This window comes from Pseudomonas sp. PDM05 (assembly GCF_014851685.1).
Classification (GTDB): domain Bacteria; phylum Pseudomonadota; class Gammaproteobacteria; order Pseudomonadales; family Pseudomonadaceae; genus Aquipseudomonas.
In genome coordinates this window covers 746,630-765,524 of record NZ_JACVAC010000001.1, presented here as the reverse complement: position 1 = coordinate 765,524, position 18,895 = coordinate 746,630, and the positions used below count along the sequence as shown (strand labels likewise).

13 protein-coding genes are annotated in these 18,895 nt (G+C 63.7%); all 13 read left to right on the top strand.

All coding sequences use genetic code 11. From position 1 onward, the window contains the following. The first annotated feature begins 5 nt into the window (after positions 1-5). The 13 genes from IB241_RS03605 to IB241_RS03545 all read left to right on the top strand — a co-directional run bounded on the left by IB241_RS03605 (position 6) and on the right by IB241_RS03545 (position 18,824). Positions 6-2,243, top strand: coding sequence for a chemotaxis protein CheA (locus IB241_RS03605; RefSeq protein ID WP_192296992.1), 2,238 nt, complete (start codon positions 6-8; stop codon positions 2,241-2,243). Between the two features lie 47 nt (positions 2,244-2,290). Next, entirely contained in the window at positions 2,291-3,421 is a 1,131-nt protein-coding gene (locus IB241_RS03600; RefSeq protein ID WP_192296991.1) for a protein-glutamate methylesterase/protein-glutamine glutaminase, read from the top strand. Further along, the gene (locus tag IB241_RS03595) at positions 3,421-4,161 is read left to right on the top strand and encodes a flagellar motor protein (RefSeq protein WP_192296990.1); all 741 of its coding nucleotides are present in this window, start codon (positions 3,421-3,423) and stop codon (positions 4,159-4,161) included. Before IB241_RS03600 ends, IB241_RS03595 begins: the two co-directional genes overlap by 1 nt. 121 nt (positions 4,162-4,282) lie before the next feature. Next, a complete protein-coding gene (motD, locus tag IB241_RS03590) occupies positions 4,283-5,170 on the top strand; it encodes a flagellar motor protein MotD (protein ID WP_192296989.1) in 888 nt (295 codons plus the stop codon). Positions 5,171-5,220: 50 nt separating this feature from the next. Further along, complete coding sequence (locus IB241_RS03585) at positions 5,221-6,009, top strand: ParA family protein (protein WP_192296988.1); 789 nt, start codon at positions 5,221-5,223, stop codon at positions 6,007-6,009. Next, positions 6,009-6,782 (top strand): CheW domain-containing protein, encoded by a 774-nt coding sequence (locus IB241_RS03580; protein WP_192296987.1) that lies wholly within the window; start codon positions 6,009-6,011, stop codon positions 6,780-6,782. The genes IB241_RS03585 and IB241_RS03580 overlap by 1 nt, the downstream gene beginning before the upstream one ends. A 79-nt stretch (positions 6,783-6,861) precedes the next feature. Then, entirely contained in the window at positions 6,862-7,347 is a 486-nt protein-coding gene (locus IB241_RS03575; RefSeq protein WP_017735234.1) for a chemotaxis protein CheW, read from the top strand. Then, positions 7,348-7,740, top strand: a complete 393-nt coding sequence (locus IB241_RS03570) for a DUF2802 domain-containing protein (protein ID WP_192296986.1) — start codon at positions 7,348-7,350, stop codon at positions 7,738-7,740. Between the two features lie 457 nt (positions 7,741-8,197). Next, a complete protein-coding gene (locus tag IB241_RS03565) occupies positions 8,198-9,826 on the top strand; it encodes a ShlB/FhaC/HecB family hemolysin secretion/activation protein (protein WP_318652580.1) in 1,629 nt (542 codons plus the stop codon). Between the two features lie 11 nt (positions 9,827-9,837). Next, positions 9,838-10,359, top strand: coding sequence for a toxin-activating lysine-acyltransferase (locus IB241_RS03560; protein WP_192296984.1), 522 nt, complete (start codon positions 9,838-9,840; stop codon positions 10,357-10,359). A gap of 24 nt (positions 10,360-10,383) precedes the next feature. Beyond that, on the top strand, positions 10,384-18,153 hold the full coding sequence (locus IB241_RS03555) for a hemagglutinin repeat-containing protein (protein WP_192296983.1): 7,770 nt from the start codon (positions 10,384-10,386) through the stop codon (positions 18,151-18,153). Between the two features lie 11 nt (positions 18,154-18,164). After that, positions 18,165-18,470, top strand: coding sequence for a hypothetical protein (locus IB241_RS03550; protein ID WP_192296982.1), 306 nt, complete (start codon positions 18,165-18,167; stop codon positions 18,468-18,470). A gap of 24 nt (positions 18,471-18,494) precedes the next feature. Then, entirely contained in the window at positions 18,495-18,824 is a 330-nt protein-coding gene (locus IB241_RS03545) for a hypothetical protein (RefSeq protein WP_192296981.1), read from the top strand. The last annotated feature ends 71 nt before the right edge of the window (positions 18,825-18,895 follow it).

Genomic DNA, 18,895 nt, shown 5'->3' with positions numbered 1-18,895 from the left:
CCCACATGAGCTTCGGCGCCGATGAAGAGATCCTTCAGGATTTCCTTGTAGAGGCCGGCGAAATTTTAGAGCAGTTGTCCGAGCAACTGGTCGAGCTGGAAAGCCGACCGGATGATGCGAACCTGCTCAATGCAATTTTTCGCGGTTTTCATACTGTAAAAGGGGGCGCCGGCTTCCTCCAGCTCCATGAGCTGGTGGAGTGCTGCCACATCGCCGAGAACGTGTTCGACATCCTGCGCAAGGGTGAGCGGCACGTCGACTCGGAGTTGATGGACGTGATTCTCGAAGCACTGGATGCGGTCAACGGCATGTTCAGCCAAGTGCGTGAACGTGCCCCGATCACCGCAGCCACGCCGGAACTGCTGGCCGCCCTGGCGCGCTATGCCGAGCCTGCCGACATGTCGGTGGCACCGGTGGCTGAAGCTGTGCCGGAACCTGTGGCAGAGCCCGAAGCGGACGTGACCGACAGCGAGTTCGAGCAACTGCTCAACTCCCTCAGCGCGGTCAAGGCCGAGGCTGAAGCTCCGGCAGCGCCCGTTGCGGCGCCGACGGGCGAAGACATTACCGACGCTGAGTTCGAATCGCTGCTCGACCAGTTGCACGGCAAAGGCCAGTTCGCCGCCGACGCGGTGGCACCTGCCGCGCCGACCGAAACGCCTACCGAAGCGCCAGCCGCCTCGACCAGCACCGACATCACCGACGACGAATTTGAAGCGTTGCTCGACCAACTGCATGGCAAGGGCACGTTTGCAGCCGACGCCTTGCCCGCCGTCGCAGCCACCGCGCCAACCGCGGCGGCTGCCACGCCTGCTGCACCTGCCGCACCTGCCGGCGACGGACTGATCTCCGATCACGAGTTCGAGTCGTTGCTGGACGAACTGCACGGCAAAGGCAAGTTCACCGAAGTGGGCGCGACGGCCAAGGTCGCCACGCCGGCGCCAGCAGCGGCGGCGAAAGCTGCGACTCCGGCAGCCGCCAAACCGGCTCCCGCGCCTGCTGCGGCGCCCGCCGCCGCTGCCCCAGCACGTGCCGCGGCACCTGCACCGGCTGGCGCTGAAAAGCCTGCCAGTGAAGCCGAAACCACCGTGCGGGTTGATACCGCACGCCTGGACGACATCATGAACATGGTCGGCGAACTGGTGCTGGTGCGTAACCGCCTGGTGCGCCTGGGCCTGAACAGCGGCGATGAGGCCATGCAGAAGGCCGTGTCGAACCTCGACGTGGTCACCGCCGACCTGCAAACCGCCGTGATGAAAACGCGGATGCAGCCGATCAAGAAAGTCTTCGGTCGCTTCCCGCGCCTGGTTCGCGACCTCGCGCGCCAGCTCAAGAAAGAAATCAACCTGGAACTGGTGGGTGAAGAAACCGACCTCGACAAAAACCTTGTCGAGGCCCTGGCCGACCCGCTGGTCCACTTGGTGCGCAACGCCGTCGACCACGGCGTGGAAACCCCGGAAGAACGCGAAGCCTCGGGCAAGTCCCGTGGCGGCAAGGTGATCCTGGCGGCGGAGCAAGAAGGCGACCATATCCTGCTGTCGATTACCGATGACGGCAAAGGCATGGACCCGACCATCCTGCGCAATATCGCGGTCAAGCGTGGCGTGATGGACAAGGACGCCGCCGACCGCCTGACCGACACCGAGTGCTACAACCTGATCTTCGCCCCGGGCTTCTCGACCAAGACCGAGATCTCCGACGTGTCCGGCCGTGGCGTCGGCATGGACGTGGTGAAGACCAAGATCAGCCAGCTCAACGGCTCGATCAATATCTACTCGACCAAGGGCCAGGGTTCGAAGATCGTGATCAAGGTGCCGTTGACCTTGGCGATCATGCCGACCCTGATGGTGATGCTGGGCAACCAGGCGTTCGCCTTCCCGCTGGTCAACGTCAACGAGATCTTCCACCTCGACCTGTCGCGCACCAACGTGGTCGACGGCCAGGAAGTGGTGATCGTGCGTGACAAGGCGTTGCCACTGTTCTACCTCAAGCGCTGGCTGGTGGCTTCGGCTGCCCATGAAGAGCAGCGCGAAGGCCATGTGGTGATTCTTTCCGTGGGCACCCAGCGTATCGGCTTTGTCGTCGATCAACTGGTTGGCCAGGAAGAAGTGGTGATCAAGCCTTTGGGCAAAATGCTGCAGGGAACCCCGGGCATGTCGGGTGCGACCATCACCGGTGACGGTCGGATCGCGCTGATTCTCGATGTTCCGAGCATGCTCAAGCGTTACGCCGCTCGGCGTATTTGATTCTGGTGGGGTAGGGCGGTTCGCCCGCCCCGCCTAACGGAGTGTTTATGGCAGTCAAGGTCCTGGTGGTGGACGATTCGGGTTTCTTCCGCCGCCGCGTCTCGGAAATTCTTTCCGCCGATCCAAGCATCCAGGTGGTCGGCACGGCCACCAACGGCAAAGAGGCGATTGATCAAGCCATTGCGTTGAAGCCGGACGTGATCACCATGGACTACGAGATGCCGATGATGGATGGCATCACGGCAGTTCGACACATCATGCAACGCTGCCCGACCCCGGTATTGATGTTCTCCTCGCTGACGCACGAAGGCGCCCGGGTAACCCTCGATGCGCTGGACGCTGGTGCGGTGGACTTCCTGCCGAAGAATTTCGAAGACATCTCGCGCAACCCCGAGAAGGTCAAGCAACTGCTGTGCGAGAAAGTCCACAGTATTTCCCGCAGCAACCGTCGCAGCCTGTTCAGCGCACCGGCCCCCGCGCCTGCGCCGACACCGGCGGCTGCCGCATCGGCGAGCACGTTCGGCCGCCCGGCACCCGCTCCGGTTGCCCGGCCTGCGCTGACAGCACCGACGCGTGCTGCGGCCGCCACGGCGCACTCGCCAGCGCCGAAACGCAAAGCCTACAAGCTGGTCGCTATCGGCACCTCCACCGGCGGCCCGGTGGCCTTGCAGCGCGTGTTGACGCAGTTGCCGGCCAACTTCCCGGCGCCGATTGTGTTGATCCAACACATGCCAGCGGCCTTCACCAAGGCGTTCGCCGAACGCTTGGACAAGCTGTGCCGCATCAGCGTCAAGGAAGCCGAGGATGGCGACATCCTGCGTCCTGGCCTGGCGCTGCTGGCGCCCGGTGGCAAGCAGATGATGGTGGACGGGCGCGGTGCGATCAAAATCCTGCCGGGCGACGAGCGCCTGAACTACAAACCCTGTGTGGACATCACCTTCGGTTCGGCTGCCAAGTCCTACGGCGACAAAGTTCTGGCGGTGGTCCTCACCGGCATGGGCGCCGACGGCCGTGAAGGCGCGCGCCTGCTCAAGCAGGGCGGCAGCGCGATCTGGGCGCAGGACGAAGCCAGCTGCGTGATCTATGGCATGCCCATGGCCATCGTCAAGGCTGAGCTGGCCGACGCCGTGTACAGCCTGGACGACATCGGCAAGCATCTGGTGGAGGCCTGCCTCTAATGGATGTGTTGAGCCTGATCGGCATCACCATGGCGTTTGTCGCAATCATCGGCGGCAACTACCTCGAAGGCGGCCACCTCGGCGCCCTCGCCAACGGTCCGGCTGCGTTGATCGTGATTGGCGGCACCGTGGGCGCCGCGTTGTTGCAGTCGCCGTTGAGCTCGTTCAAGCGCGCCATGCAGATCTTGGTGTGGATCATTTTTCCGCCGCGCGTCGACCTGGCCGGCGGCATCGACCGCGTGGTCAACTGGAGCCTCACCGCCCGCAAGGAAGGCCTGCTGGGCCTGGAAGGCGTGGCCGATGCCGAGCCCGACAGCTATGCGCGCAAAGGCCTGCAATTGCTGGTGGACGGCGCCGAACCGGAAGCGATCCGCAGCATCCTGGAGGTGGATTTCTACACCCAGGAGAGCCGTGACATCAATGCCGCCAAAGTCTTTGAAAGCATGGGCGGCTACGCGCCGACCATCGGCATCATCGGTGCGGTGATGGGCCTGATCCACGTGATGGGCAACCTCGCCGATCCGTCGCAACTGGGCAGCGGGATTGCCGTGGCGTTCGTCGCCACCATCTACGGCGTGGCCAGCGCCAACCTGGTGTTGCTGCCGGTGGCGAGCAAGCTCAAGTCCATTGCCCAGCGCCAGTCGCGTTATCGCGAGATGTTGCTCGAAGGCATCCTGTCGATTGCCGAGGGGGAAAACCCACGCTCCATCGAATTGAAGCTCCAGGGCTTCATGGACTGATGGCGATGGTTATCGATCTGTGGCGCACTGGCCTTTGGTGGCGAGCGAGCAAGCTCGCCCGTCACCACCACAACACGCTCGCCAGCCACAGGGAATTGTGTGTTCAGAGAGGTAACTGCCAGTGAGCCGTCGCCGTCGCGAGCCTGAAGAACACGTCAACCACGAACGTTGGCTGGTGTCCTACGCGGACTTCATCACCTTGCTGTTCGCGTTTTTCGTGGTGATGTACTCCATCTCGTCGATCAACGAAGGCAAGTACAAAGTCATTTCCCAGGCGCTGATCGGGGTGTTCAATGATGCCGATCGCGCCCTCAAGCCGATTCCCATTGGCGAAGAGCGGCCCAGGACCGTGACCCCGGCCAAGCCGCTGGTCAACGACAGCGACGAAACCGCCGCCGGCGTCGGTGGCACCAGTGATCCACTCAAGAGCATCGCCGACGACATCAGCGCCGCCTTTGGCGACCTGATCAGTTCCAACCAGATGACCGTGCGCGGCAATGAGTTGTGGGTCGAGATCGAACTCAATTCCAGCCTGCTGTTCGCCAGTGCCGATGCGCTGCCCAGCGACCAGGCGTTCACCATCATCGACAAGGTCGCGGCGATCCTCAAACCGTTCGAGAACCCGATCCACGTCGAGGGCTTTACCGATAATTTCCCGATCAGCACCGCGCAGTACCCGACCAACTGGGAGCTGTCCTCGGCGCGGGCGTCGAGCATCGTGCGCATGCTCGCGATGCAGGGGGTGAACCCCGGACGCCTGGCGTCGGTGGGGTATGGTGAGTTCCAGCCAGTGGCGAATAACGCCACGGTAGAAGGCCGCGCCAAGAACCGCCGGGTAGTGCTGGTGGTATCCCGCAACCTGGATGTGCGCCGCAGCCTGACCGGCACCGGCACCGCCAATGCAACACCGGATGCGGCCTTGAAGCGGGCTGGCACACAAACTGCACCGGCCCCTGCAAAGCCGCCGGTGCGTCAGAGCTCCGTCAATTCTCCGTCACCGGCTCAATAACCTATGCAATGTCTCGGTCGCGCCTGTGCCCACCGGGAGGAACCAACCGAATGAGAGTCTGGGCAGTTGCCAATCAAAAAGGTGGAGTCGGCAAGACCACCACCTCCATCGCTTTAGCCGGCTTGCTGGCCGAGGCGGGCAAGCGTGTGGTCGTGGTCGACCTCGACCCCCACGGCTCGATGACCAGCTACTTCGGCTACGACCCGGATGCGCTGGAACACAGCTGCTACGACCTGTTCCTGCATAAAGGCAGTGTGCCGGCCGACCTGCCGGGGCAACTGCTGCTGCCCACCAGCAACGACAGCATTTCCCTGTTGCCGTCGAGCACCGCGCTGGCCACCCTCGAGCGCCAGTCGCCGGGGCAGAGCGGCCTGGGCCTGGTGATCGCCAAGACCTTGGCGCAGCTGTGGCAGGACTTCGACTACGCCATCATCGACAGCCCGCCGTTGCTCGGCGTGCTGATGGTCAACGCCTTGGCGGCCAGCCAGCAACTGGTGATCCCGGTACAGACCGAGCACCTGGCGGTCAAAGGCCTGGAACGCATGGTCAGCACCCTGGCGATGATCAACCGCTCGCGCAAGCAGGCGCTGCCGTACAGCATCGTGCCGACCTTGTTCGACCGCCGTACCCAGGCGTCCCTCGGCACCTTGCGCGTATTGCGCGATGCCTACCCGGACACCATCTGGAACGGCTATATCCCGGTGGACACGCGCCTGCGTGACGCCAGCCGCGCCGGCCTCACGCCGTCACAGTTCGACGGCAAGAGCCGTGGCGTGATGGCCTACCGCGCGCTGCTCAAGCACCTGTTGTCCCAGCAACTTGTGGCGCAGGTGGCTTGATGAACCGTCCTGTCGAACTTAAGACCCGGCCGCAACTGGCACTGGAATCCTACCTGGATGCCCTGCTGCAGGAGGCGACCGCCGAAGAGTTGCCCGAGCCGATTCTGGTGCTTGAGCCAGAAAGCACGCTGGATGAATTCCAGTTGGCAGTGCTCGAAGAACAAGCCCGTGATGCCCACGTTGCCCCGGTTGTAGCGCCATTTGAGCCCGTGGTGGTCGCCCCGGTGGTGGTCGAGCCGGTGGTCGAAGTGCACCTGCCGCCGAGCATCACGCCACCGCCGGTCACTGGCGATGGTCGCCCAAGCTGGGCTGCCGAGCCGTTCGAGTGCCTGCTGTTCGACGTCGCCGGCTTGACCCTGGCGGTGCCGCTGGTGTGCCTGGGCTCGATCTACTCCCTGGAAGGCCAGGAGTTGACGCCATTGTTCGGGCAACCGGAGTGGTTCCTCGGCATCCTGCCCAGCCAGGCCGGCAACCTCAAGGTGCTCGACACAGCGCGCTGGGTGATGCCCGACCGCTACCGCGACGACTTCCGCCAGGGTTTGCAATACGTGATCTCGGTGCAGGGCTACGAGTGGGGGCTGGCGGTGCATCAAGTCAGCCGCTCGTTGCGCCTGGACCCGAACGAAATCAAATGGCGCAGCCACCGGGGCCAGCGGCCTTGGCTGGCGGGCACCGTGATCGAACACATGTGCGCATTGCTCGACGTGTCCGAATTGGCCGAGCTGATCGCCAGTGGGGCCGTCAAGTCGATGCCCGGTAACACACGCAGTTGATTGAACAATAAGGGCCGCGCGCAAGTGCGGCCAACGAAGTACACACGCCGTTTCAACGGCATTTGAAGGGGTCAGGGGTATGAACAACAAGTCAGCGTCCGCACAAGGTTTGGATGATCCGATCCTGCAATGGGTAACCTTCAAGCTGGACAACGAGTCCTATGGCATCAACGTAATGCGCGTGCAGGAAGTGCTGCGCTACACCGAGATCGCGCCGGTACCGGGTGCGCCGAGCTACGTGCTGGGCATCATCAACCTGCGCGGCAACGTGGTGACGGTGATCGACACCCGCCAGCGTTTTGGTCTGGTGCCGACCGAAGTCAACGACAACACCCGTATCGTCATCATCGAAGCCGACAAGCAAGTGGTCGGGATCATGGTCGACAGCGTGGCCGAAGTGGTTTACCTGCGCCAATCGGAAGTGGAAACCGCGCCGAACGTCGGTAACGAAGAGTCTGCCAAGTTCATCCAGGGCGTGTGCAACAAGAACGGCGAACTGCTGATTCTGGTTGAGCTGGACAAGATGATGAGCGAAGAAGAATGGTCGGATCTGGAGAACATCTGATTGTTTCTTGAAGCGGCGGTGATCGTCCTGGCCCTGTTGTGGGTCGGGACGTTGGCCTTCCTGCTGCGCTATTTGCGCCAGCAACGGGAAGTGGCCCTGCAACAGGCCGAGCGCGACGCCGTGCGCGACCGGCGTGTGGTCGAGTTGGCCAAGCGTGTCGATCACTTCCAGCAAAGTGCGGTGCGGGTCGGGGACGAGGTGCATGAATTGCGCGCGATCCTCGCACCGTTGCCGGACAAGCTGGCGCAGATCGAACAGCGTGATCCGTCGAGCCTGTCGTTTGCCCAGGCGGCGAAGCTGGTGGGCATGGGCGCGACGGTGGATGAGCTGACCCAGTCTTGCGGTCTGACCCAGGCCGAGGCGCAGTTGATGAGCAAGTTGCACAAGAACTGATCCTTGGTTTCATCCCAACCGTAGTGAGCGGGCTTGCCCGCGCTGGGTGGCGAAGCCGCCCCAAACGGGCCGCCGCGGTGTATCAGGTCGTCCGTGGTGCCGCGACCTGTGACGGCTACTGTAGATGGGGATATGAAACTGTACAAAAGTTGAATTTTTGTCGAGTCTGGAGAAATCAGCTCTAGGCCTCGAGATAGAGCCTTCAACACTAAAATCCAAGCCTTTCCCACCCCCCCGTTTTTGCGAAATGTGTCACAAGGCCATACATCCCGATGGCACTTTTATGTCTTTGTGGTGACCAACCTGCGCATGTAGGAAGTTTCACTCACAAGGATGCGAAATGTCTTTCGACGCTCTACCTAGAACAAAACCCTCTGTTTTGCTGCAGTCTTGCGTCGCCACCTGCTCCCTTGTCGGTTTTCTAACCAGCGCGGCGGCACTCGCGGCTGAACCCCAAGTGCCTGCCCAGCAATTGCTCCTGCAGCAACAACGTGAACGTGCCCAGCGCGAGCAGTTGGAGCCGTCCCCCGACGTGCGTCTCGAAGCCCCGCAAGACAGCACCGGTACCCTGCGTCTGCCGCGCAATGAAACGCCGTGCTTCAAGATCGAGCGCGTGGTCCTCACCGGCGAGCAGTCCGAAGATTTCCAGTGGGCCTTGCGTGCCGCCAACCCGAGCGACGATCCGGTGCTGGGCCAATGCATCGGCTCTGCCGGTATCAACCTGACGATGAAACGCATCCAGAACGCGATCATCGCCAAGGGCTTCATCACCACCCGCGTCCTCGCCCAGGCCCAGGACTTGAACCAGGGCACGCTGGCGTTGGTGCTGGTGCCGGGGCGCATCAAGCACATCCGTTTCGCCCCCGGCACCTCCAGCCGCGCCAACTACTGGAACGCCATGCCCGCGTCGCCTGGCGATGTGCTCAACCTGCGCGACATCGAACAGGCGCTGGAAAACTTCAAGCGCGTGCCCACCGCCGAAGCCGACGTGCAGATCACGCCGGCCGAAGGCGCGGACGCACAGCCAGGGGAGAGCGATGTGGTGATTGCCTGGAAGCAGGCGATTCCGGTGCGCGTCAGCCTGTCGGTGGACGACTCCGGCAGCAAACAGACCGGCAAATACCAGGGCAACGTCGCCCTGTCGCTGGATAACCTGGCGAGCCTCAACGACCTGTTCTACATCAGCTTCAACCACGACCTGGGCGGCGGTCAGAGCGGCGATCGCGGCTCGAAGGGCCACACCGTGCACTACTCGGTGCCCTACGACTATTGGCAGTTGAGCCTGACGTCCAGCGAATACGACTACCACCAGACGATCGCCGGGGTGAACCAGGCCTATTCCTACAGTGGCCGCAGCCGGACCAACGAGGTGCAACTGTCACGGGTGATCTACCGCGACGCAGTGCGCAAGACCACCGTGTCGGTCGGCGGCTGGAGCCGCACCTCCAGCAACTACGTCGAAGACACCGAAATCGAATCGCAACGGCGGCGCATGGCCGGTTGGCAGGCCGGGATCAATCACCGTGAATTCATCGGCGCCAGCACCCTCGACCTTGGCGTGGGTTATCGCCGTGGCACCGGCGCCCGCGATGCACTGCGTGCCCCCGAAGAAGAAACCGGCGAAGGCACCTCGCGCTCGCAGATCATCAGCGCCAACGCGCAATTGCAGGTGCCGTTCACCCTGGCCGATCAACGCCTGCGTTACGTCGCGGGCTGGCGCGGGCAGTGGAACCGCACGCCGCTGATCCCTCAGGACCGCTTTTCGATTGGCGGGCGCTACACCGTGCGCGGCTTTGACGGCGAGCAGATCCTGTCGGCCGAACGCGGCTGGACGTTCAGTAACGACCTGGGCCTGAGCCTGGCCAACACCGGCCAGGAGCTGTACCTGGGCGTGGACTACGGCGAAGTCGGCGGGCATTCCACCCAGCAGCTCGCGGGCCGACGCCTGGCTGGTGCGGTGGTGGGCCTGCGCGGCGGCTACAAGCAGTTTTCCTATGACATCTACACCGGCAAACCCCTGGAAAAACCCAAGGGTTTCCAGACCGCCGACGTGACCAGTGGCTTCAGCGCCAACTGGTCGTTTTGAAGGAGCCCAGCATGCGCCACGACACCCTGGAGGTGCTCGCCCCCGAGCGCGCCGACAGCGCCATCGACGAAGCCCAGGTGCTGGGCTCGGCGGTGTGGCTGTGGATGCACTCGGCAGCCCATCGCGATGCGCCGTTGCACAGCCTGTCGAGCCTGTTGTTGCCGGCGATCAAGCGGCGTCAGTTCATCTTGATCAGTGAGGAAGGGCGGCCGGTGTTTTTCCTGTCATGGCTCAACCTCAGTGCCGAGGCCGAGGCGCGCTACCTGCGTGCACCGGCGGTGTGCCTGCCGGCAGAAGACTGGGACAGCGGCGATCGGTTGTGGGTCAACGACTGGGTTGCGCCGTTCGGCCATACCCGGCGGATCAGCCGCTTGCTGCTGCGGCGTCTGTGGCCCACGAAGGTGTTCCGCGCGCTGCACCACAAAGGCGAAGAGCGCGGTTTGCGCGTCTTGAACTTCCAGGGTATCGCCGTCCTGGACCTGGAGGCGCAAGCCTGGTTTGCCACTCACCCGTTACCCAGCGACGCGCTCTGATCAGCCACCGCGCAAAGGACTTGCATGAACAAGCATCTATTTCGAGTTGTCTTCAACCGCGCCCGTGGCCTGCTGATGGTGGTGGCCGAGAACGTCAAGAGTGCCTGCAAGGCCCCCGGCACCACACGCGCCGTGGCCCAGGCCGGCCCGCTGGTGGCGACGCTCACGCCCCTGCGCTTTGCGCTGATGCTGGGCATGGGCTGGGTCGCGCTGGTCGCGCCCGTCCAGGCTCAAGTCGTGGCGGACGGCTCCGCGCCTGCGGGCCAGCGCCCGACTATCGGCGCCGCCGGTAACGGTGCGCCCGTGGTGAACATTACGGCGCCGAGCGGCGCGGGCGTGTCGCGCAACACCTATTCGCAGTTCGATGTGGACAAGCGCGGGGTGATCCTCAACAACGGCGCGACCAACAGCCAGACTCAACTGGGCGGCTGGATCGAAGGCAACCGCGCGCTGGCCAACGGCAGCGCACGGGTGATTCTCAACGAGGTCAATTCGAACAACCCGAGCCAGTTGCGCGGCTTTGTCGAAGTTGCCGGTTCCAAGGCCCAGGTGGTGATTGCCAACCCGTCGGGCATCACCTGTGAAGGCTGCGGTTTTATCAACGCCGACCGCGCCACGCTGACCACTGGGCGCGCGCAGTTCGAGAATGGCTTGATCAGCGGCTATCAAGTCTCGGGCGGCAAGGTCACGGTCGGCGGCGCAGGCATGGACAGTACCCGCGCCGACTACACCGAGATCATCGCGCGCACCGTCGAGGTGAACGCCGGGATCTGGTCGAAAGACCTGACCATCAAGACCGGCACCAGCGGCCAGCCGCCGGCAGACACGCCCGCAGTGGCCATTGACGTGGCGCAGCTGGGCGGCATGTATGCCGGAAAGATCACCCTGGTCGGCAACGGCGCCGGTGTGGGCGTGCGCAACGCCGGGCAGATCGGCTCCAGTGCCGGTGAAGTGGTGATCAGCAGCGACGGGCGTATCGAAAACCGTGGCCAGATCAGCAGCGCCACCGACCTGACGGCGACGGCCGACAAGGGCATCGACAACAGCGGCACGCTGTTCGCCCAGGGCAACCTGGCGCTGACCACTGGCGCCGATATCGACAACAAAGGCATCGCGTCGGCCCAAGGCAATGCACGCCTGAGCGCCACTGGAGCGATTCGCAGCCACACAGGTTCGGCCCTGGCGGCGGGCGTCGACAGTGCCGGCAAGCTGGGCAACAGCGGCTCGCTGACCCTGACCTCGGCGGGCACGATCACGGCCAAGGGGCAGAACCTCGCGGCACAAAAACTCACCGCCAACGCCGCCCAGGTCGACCTGAGCGACAGCCAGACCTCGGCCCAGAGCGTCGAGCTGACCAGCACCAATGGCAACCTGGACCTGCGCCGCAGCCGCGTCACCGCAGGCCAGGCGCTGACCGCCAACGCCAACCAGAGCTTGCTCAGCGATGCGGCCCAGGTGGGCGCGGCGCAGATCAGCGTTACCGCGCTGGACCTGTCCAACGCCGCCGGCAAATGGGTCCAGACCGGCAACGGCGGCATGCGTGTGACCGTCACGCGCAACCTCGATAACACCGGCGGCACCCTCGCCAGCGGCGGGCGCCTCGACGTGAGTGCCAACACCCTGGGCAACCGGGGCGGCCTGGTGCAGTCCGGTGCGCAGGGCGACCTGGCCGTCACTGCGCGCGAGCACCTGGACAACGCGAACGGCAAGCTGGTGACCGCCGCGCAACTGACCCTCGATGGCGGCACCCTGGATAACAGCAGCGGGCAGATCACCGCAGGCGGCGCGCTGGGTATCAACGCCGCGCAGTTGAACAACGCCAAGGGCACCGTCGCCGCCACGCAAAACCTGACCGTCACCGCCGGTAGCGTATTGAACCAGGGCGGTACGCTTGGTTCGGTGGCCGGCGATTTGCTGCTCAACAGCACCACCACAGCGCTCGACAACACCGGCGGCCGCCTCGAGGCGACCAAGGCATTGACCGTCAACGCCCAAGGGTTGACCAATAGCGGTGGCGTGGTCACCGCCGCGCAACTGCGCGTCGACACCCACGGCCAACAGCTGGACAACAGCGGCGGCACCCTCAACGCCAGCGACACCCTGACCCTCGACAGCGGCGCGCTGAACAACGACGGCGGCATCGTGCAGGCCAAGTCGAGCCTCAAGGTGGACACCCACGGCCAGTTGCTGACCAACCGCGATTCGGGCAGCACCGGCGGCATCCTCGGCCAGCGCGACGTCACCGTGCGCGCCGGGCAGTTGCTCAACGACCGTGGCTTTATCGGCAGCGCCAGCACCTTGCAGGTCTACGCCCAGCAACTGAGTAACCAGGCCGGTCTGTTGCGGGCCGACGGGCATCTGTTGCTGAGCAGCGCCAGCGTGGATAACAGCAGCACCCAGGGCGCCAACCAGGGCATCAAGGGCCAGTCTGTCGCGATGGATGCAGGCACTGTCAGCAATCGCAGTGGTTCGATTGTTTCCGACACCACCCTGAGCGTCACCGGCAGCGGTACCCTGGACAACGAACAGGGGATTCTCTCGGCCGGTAGCAACCTGACCGTGGCCGACCGCGACCTCGCGCAAAAACGCCAGGTCATCAACAATGGCGCAGGCACCTTGATTGCCGGCCAATCGCTGTTGATCGACAGTGCCAACTACACCGGCAGTGGCAAGGTGTTGAGCCTGGGCGACCTGACGTTCCGCCTGACCCAGGACTTCATCAACAGCGGCCTGTTCCAGGCCAACGGCAATGTGGCACTGGCGACCGCCGGGCGGCTGACCAACGTGGGCACCTTGCAGGCGGGCAACCTGCTGCGCCTCGACGCCAACGTGATCGACAACGGCGCCGCTGGCGTGATCAGCGCACGTAGCGTGCAGGCCAACGCGGCCACACAACTGGACAACCGTGGCCTGATCGACGCCGAGACCACTCGCCTGGGTACCGCAACCCTGAACAACCTTGGCACCGGGCGCATCTACGGTGATCAACTGGCGATTGCCGCCGGCACGCTCAACAACACCCTCGAAGGCGCATCGGCCGCGACCATTGCCGCACGCAACCGCCTGGACATCGGCGCGCAGGTCCTCAACAACCGTGAACACGGGCTGATCTTCAGTACCGGCAACCTGTTCATCGGCGGTGCACTGGATGCCAACGACCAGGCCAGCGGCCAGGCGCAGGTGTTGAACAACGCCAGTGCCACCGTCGAAGCGCTGGGCAGCATGACTGTCAACGCCAGGCAGATCAACAACACCAACGAACACTTCGCCACCCAGCAGGTGCAGGTGTCCACCCAGGCGTTGCAGGAATACCTGCTGTCGGGCTCGACCAACCGCTACCTGCCGGGGCAGATCTCGCTGTACAACGACGAGGTGCTGCACCTCGTCACCCCGGAAGGCTACGGCACGCGCTGGAACCGCTATGACTACACCCGCACCGTCACCCAGACGCAGATCGTCGCGTCAGACCCGGCGCAAATGCTCGCCGGCGGCAATATCAACCTGATCGCCGACCAGGTGTACAACGACAAGAGCCGCATCATCGCCGGCCAGGCGTTGAACGCCAGCGTCGGTTCGGTAATCAACACCGAATTGAGCGGCCAGAAAGTCACGTCCGACAGCGGCACTTTGTCCAGCTACTACCGCATCCAGCGCAAAGGCCGTGACCGCCAGGGCCTGAACGTCACGGCCTATACCCCGGCGCCGTTGATCGAGCAGATCTCGCTGACGCCGACCGTCTTTACCGAGTACGCGGCCATCAACGGCACGGGCACCCAGGTCGGCGCGCTGGTGCTGGCCAAGGTCACCGACAGCGCGGCGGGTACAGGTGACCTGGCCGGTGCCGGGCGCACCTATGCGGTCAGCCCGATCAGCCAGGTGCAGGCGCTGACCCAACAGAACGCAACCGGCGCGGTGGAGCAGATCCGTACCGGCGGTTTCAACCCGGACCTGCCCAACAGCAGCCTGTACCAGATCAACCCGAACAGCACCGCCGGTTACCTGGTGGAGACCGACCCGCGGTTTGCCAACTACGGCAAGTGGCTGTCGTCGGACTACATGCTCGAACGCCTGAACCTTGACCCGGCGGGCACCCAGCAACGCCTGGGCGACGGGTTCTACGAGCAGAAGCTGATCCGCGAACAAGTCGCGCAGCTCACCGGGCGCCGGTTTGTCGACGGCTATGCCAGCGACGAAGCGCAATACCGCGGCATGATCGACAGCGCCGTGACTCTGGCCGACCAGTGGAAACTGATCCCGGGCGTGGCGCTGACCGCCGAGCAAATGGCGCAGTTGACCAGCGACATTGTGTGGCTGGTGTCCAAGGACGTCACCCTGGCCAGCGGCGAAGTGCGCCAGGTGCTGGTACCGCAGGTGTATGTGCGGGTTCGCGAAGGCGATGTGGATGGCTCGGGCGCGTTGATGGCCGGGCGCACCCTGAACCTGGATGTGCGCGGTGACCTGGTCAACTCGGGCAGCCTGGCCGGGCGCGACGGTGTGACCATCAGCGTGCAGAACCTCGACAACCTCGGCGGGCGCATCCAGGGCAACGACGTGTCGCTCAATGCCAGCCAGGACCTGAACAACATCGGTGGCCTGATCAGCGCCAACAGTCGCCTGGCGTTGAGCGCCGGCAATGACATCAACGTGCGTTCGATCACCACCGACAGCACCAGCGAGCAGGGCATCCGCACCGCGTTGTCGCGGGTGGCCGGGCTGTACGTGTCGGCCCCGGCGGCGAACCTGATTGCCACGGCGGGCCGTGACATCAACCTGCAAGCGGCCCAGGTCAGCAACACGGGTGTCGGCGGCAAGACCGCGCTGGTGGCGGGCAACGACATCACCTTGAGCACGGTCAAAGAGTCCTATACCCAGGCCAACCAGTGGGACGGCGACAACTGGCGCAAGGAAGCCGGGCGCAATGAGGTCGGCAGTTCGGTACAAGCCAACGGCGACATTCGCCTGGGCGCCGGGCGTGACGTGCAGGCACGCGGTGCGCTGGTCAACAGTGACGCCGGCGCGGTGTCGGTGAGCGCGCTGCGCGACATCAACGTCGAGGCCAGCGAGCGCTTCAACAGTGCGGACGAGGCGCACAAGGTCAAGGGCAGCAACGGCATGTTCTCCAGCAAGACCACCACCACCCGCGACACGGTGGCCCAGACCACCGCGCAAGGCTCGACGTTCAGCGGCGAGCAGACGGTGATGCAGGCGGGCAACAACATCACCCTCACCGGCAGCAACGTGGTCTCGACCTCGGGCACGGCGCTGGTGGCGGGCAATGACATCAAGGTGTTGGCGGCCACTGAGACCCTCGACGAAAAACACACCAAGGACGTGAAGACCAGCGGCATGTTCAGCGGTGGCGCGATTGCCGTCACCATCGGCTCGCAGCAGCAGACCAACAAGGACAGCAGCCAGCAGACCACGGCCGCCGCCAGCAGCGTCGGGTCCACCGACGGCAATGTGCTGATCAGCGCGGGCGGCGAATACCGCCAGGTTGGCAGCAATGTGAGTGCGCCCAAGGGCGATGTGTCGATTGACGCATCCGAGGTCAATATCCTCGAAGCGCGCAATCTCGCCGCGCAGCAACAGGAGCAGCGCTTCAAGCAGACCGGCGTGAGCCTGACCCTGACCAACCCCATCGTGAACGCGGTGCAAACCGGCCAGCGCATGAACAAGGCCGCCGAGCGCACCGACGACAAGCGCATGAAAGCCCTCGCCGCGCTGAACACCGCCTGGGCCGCCAGCGAAGCCCATACCCAAGTGATGGCCGACCCGGCAGCGGCGGGCGGGATCAACTTGAGCATCGCCCTGGGCATGAACAAGAGCGAGAACAAAAGCGAGCAGACTTCCAACACAGCGGCCGGCTCGACGGTGGCGGCGGGGCACGATGTGTCGATTGTGGCCACGGGCGGCAAGCGCAACAACGACCTGACCGTGCAGGGCAGCCAGATCACTGCAGGCAACGATGCGTTGCTCAAGGCCGACGGCAATATCCTGCTGGCGGGTGCGCAGAACACCATCGAGCAGCACAGCACCAACAAAAGCGTGAACGGCAGCCTGGGGATTGGTATCTCTTTCGGCAGCGAGAAAAACGGCCTGAGCTTCAACGCTTCCGCCTCCCAGAGCCGCGGCAATGCCGATGGCAACGACCTGGTCTGGAGCAACACCCACGTGACAGCGGGCAACCAGGCCAGCCTGATCTCCGGCAAGGACACCACCCTGCGCGGTGCGGTGGTCTCGGCTGACAAGGTCAAGGCCGACGTCGGCGGCGACTTGAATATCGAGAGCCTGCAAGACACCAGCACATTTGCCTCCGAGCAGAAGAGCATGAGTGCCGGCATCAGCATCTGCATTCCGCCGGTCTGCGCCGGCGCGGCGACGGCCAGCTTCAGTTCGAGCAACACCAAGCAGAAGTCCAACTTTGCCAGCGTCATCGAGCAATCGGGCATTCGCGCCGGCGACGGTGGTTTCGACCTCAACGTACGCGGCAACACCGGCCTCAAGGGCGGCGTGATTTCCAGCACCGACAAGGCCATCGCCGACGGCAAGAACAGCCTGACCACCGGTACGCTGACCGTGGCCGACATCCACAACACCTCCGAAGCCAGCGTCAAGACGTCAGGGGTGGAGCTCAGTTCGGACATGCTCGACGGCAAGCTCGGCACGGCCAAGGCGCTGCTCGCCAACAGCCTCGCCAACGGCTCGGACTCCGACTCCGCCGCCAGCGACACCCGCAGCGCCATCAGCGCCGGCACCCTGGTCATCACCAATGCCGAGCGCCAGCGCGTGGTCGCCGGCATGAGCGTCGACCAGACGATTGCCAACCTCAACCGCAATACCGAGGCTGCCCATGCTGCCGTGGAGCGTCTGGACGTGGCGGAAATGGGGCGCAAGGTCGAGGCTGAGCAGGAGATCAAGCGTGAGTTCTACAACCAGGTGTCGTTGCTGGCGGATGAGGCGTATCGCAAGATCTTCCTTGAGAAGGCGCGGGTGTATGAGGTGTTGAAGGATGAGAATGGCAAGGCGCTGCTGCTCGATGGCAAGAAGGTTCAGTACCGCGAGTTGAGCGACGAAGAAAAGCAGCACCTCAAGCCTGGCCCGGACGGCAAGGTACATATCGCCAACAACGGCATTTTCAACGACGCCGACGGTGCCGCCAAATATGCCGAGCAACACAGTTCGGCCGACACTGGGCCGCAGTATCTGATCCATTTCGAGAAGGCCAACAACTTCACGTCGGAGTTGATGATCGCGGCGTATCAGAAGAACCTGGAAAACGATTTCTGGGGCCTGTCCAACGCGACGGTGCAGACCAAGGAATACATGGTCCAGTTCGGTCAGAGCGGGTTGCATATCGACGGGCATAGCCGTGGCACCATGACCACGGGCAATGCCATGGAGTCGTTGGTACGTGATCAAGCGAACGTTGGGCTGTTGGGTGATACATCGATGAACTTCTTCGGGGCGGCGTATGGGGTGAAAAAGGCCGATACGCTATTGGGGATATTGCAGGACCGTACAAAAATCACCTCGGCGGAACAGCGCGACGGGTTGATCTTGCAGTATCAGAACCATGACTTCGACCCCGTTGCCCGCACACCGGGCGTAGGGTTCAACCCGGGGACTGGCGGCAACATTCCCGATGGCAGTAATCGCTTGTGGGAGTGGTTGAAGGTATTTGGTGCTGAGAACACCGTGCATAACTGCTACGCCAATGGCGGAGAAGCGTGCCGCAAATACTGGAACCACTCCCCCACGGGCAAGCCAGAGTTCGTCAAGGTCCCGCAATCATGAGGAATCCGAATATGTTCAAGATTACCGTTATGTTGAGTCTGTGCCTTTTGGCACTCGGCGCGTGTACGCCCTTCCAGCCTCCGCCTGGGTCCTACACCCAATGGAAAAAGAAGGGGGTCTCCCAGCAGGGCGTCGACGACGCAATGCGTGCTTGCGGGTACACCAACCTTGATGGTGTGGGAGACAAGTCGCCAATTGATGTGGTGCTGACGCGCTTCTACTGCATGAAGGATGCAGGTTTTACCCGCAAGGACAACCTGGACCTGTGCAAGGAAGGCCGCATCGGCGAATCGCCGGTGTGCGAAGGCCGCCGCTAATCCATCACTAAAAGGAACCAAGGAATGATCGATCTACGCAAAGGACTGTACGGCGCCGCATTGGTGCTGGCGGCAACCACCCTGGGCGGTTGCGCCTCGTCGGCCGCCGTCACTGGCGAGCCAGGAGTGAACATGGGTGACAGCTACCAGAAGGTGCTCGCCGTGGTCAGCCGTAACAACACCGTGACCAAGCAAGTCGATGGCCAGGGCTTTCGCGCCGAGGGCTATTCGCCGATGTTCAAGGATTGCCGCGCCAAGTACTTCCTGTTCCAGGGCGCCGACGGCTTGCAGCGCGTGAGCTACGAACCGGCGCCGCACCTGTCGGTCAACCAGAACTGCCGCCAGCCCCAGTAGTGAGCGGGATTGCCGCGCTGGGTGGCAAAGCCGCCCCAATCCATACACCGCGTTTATCCTGTTAAACCGTG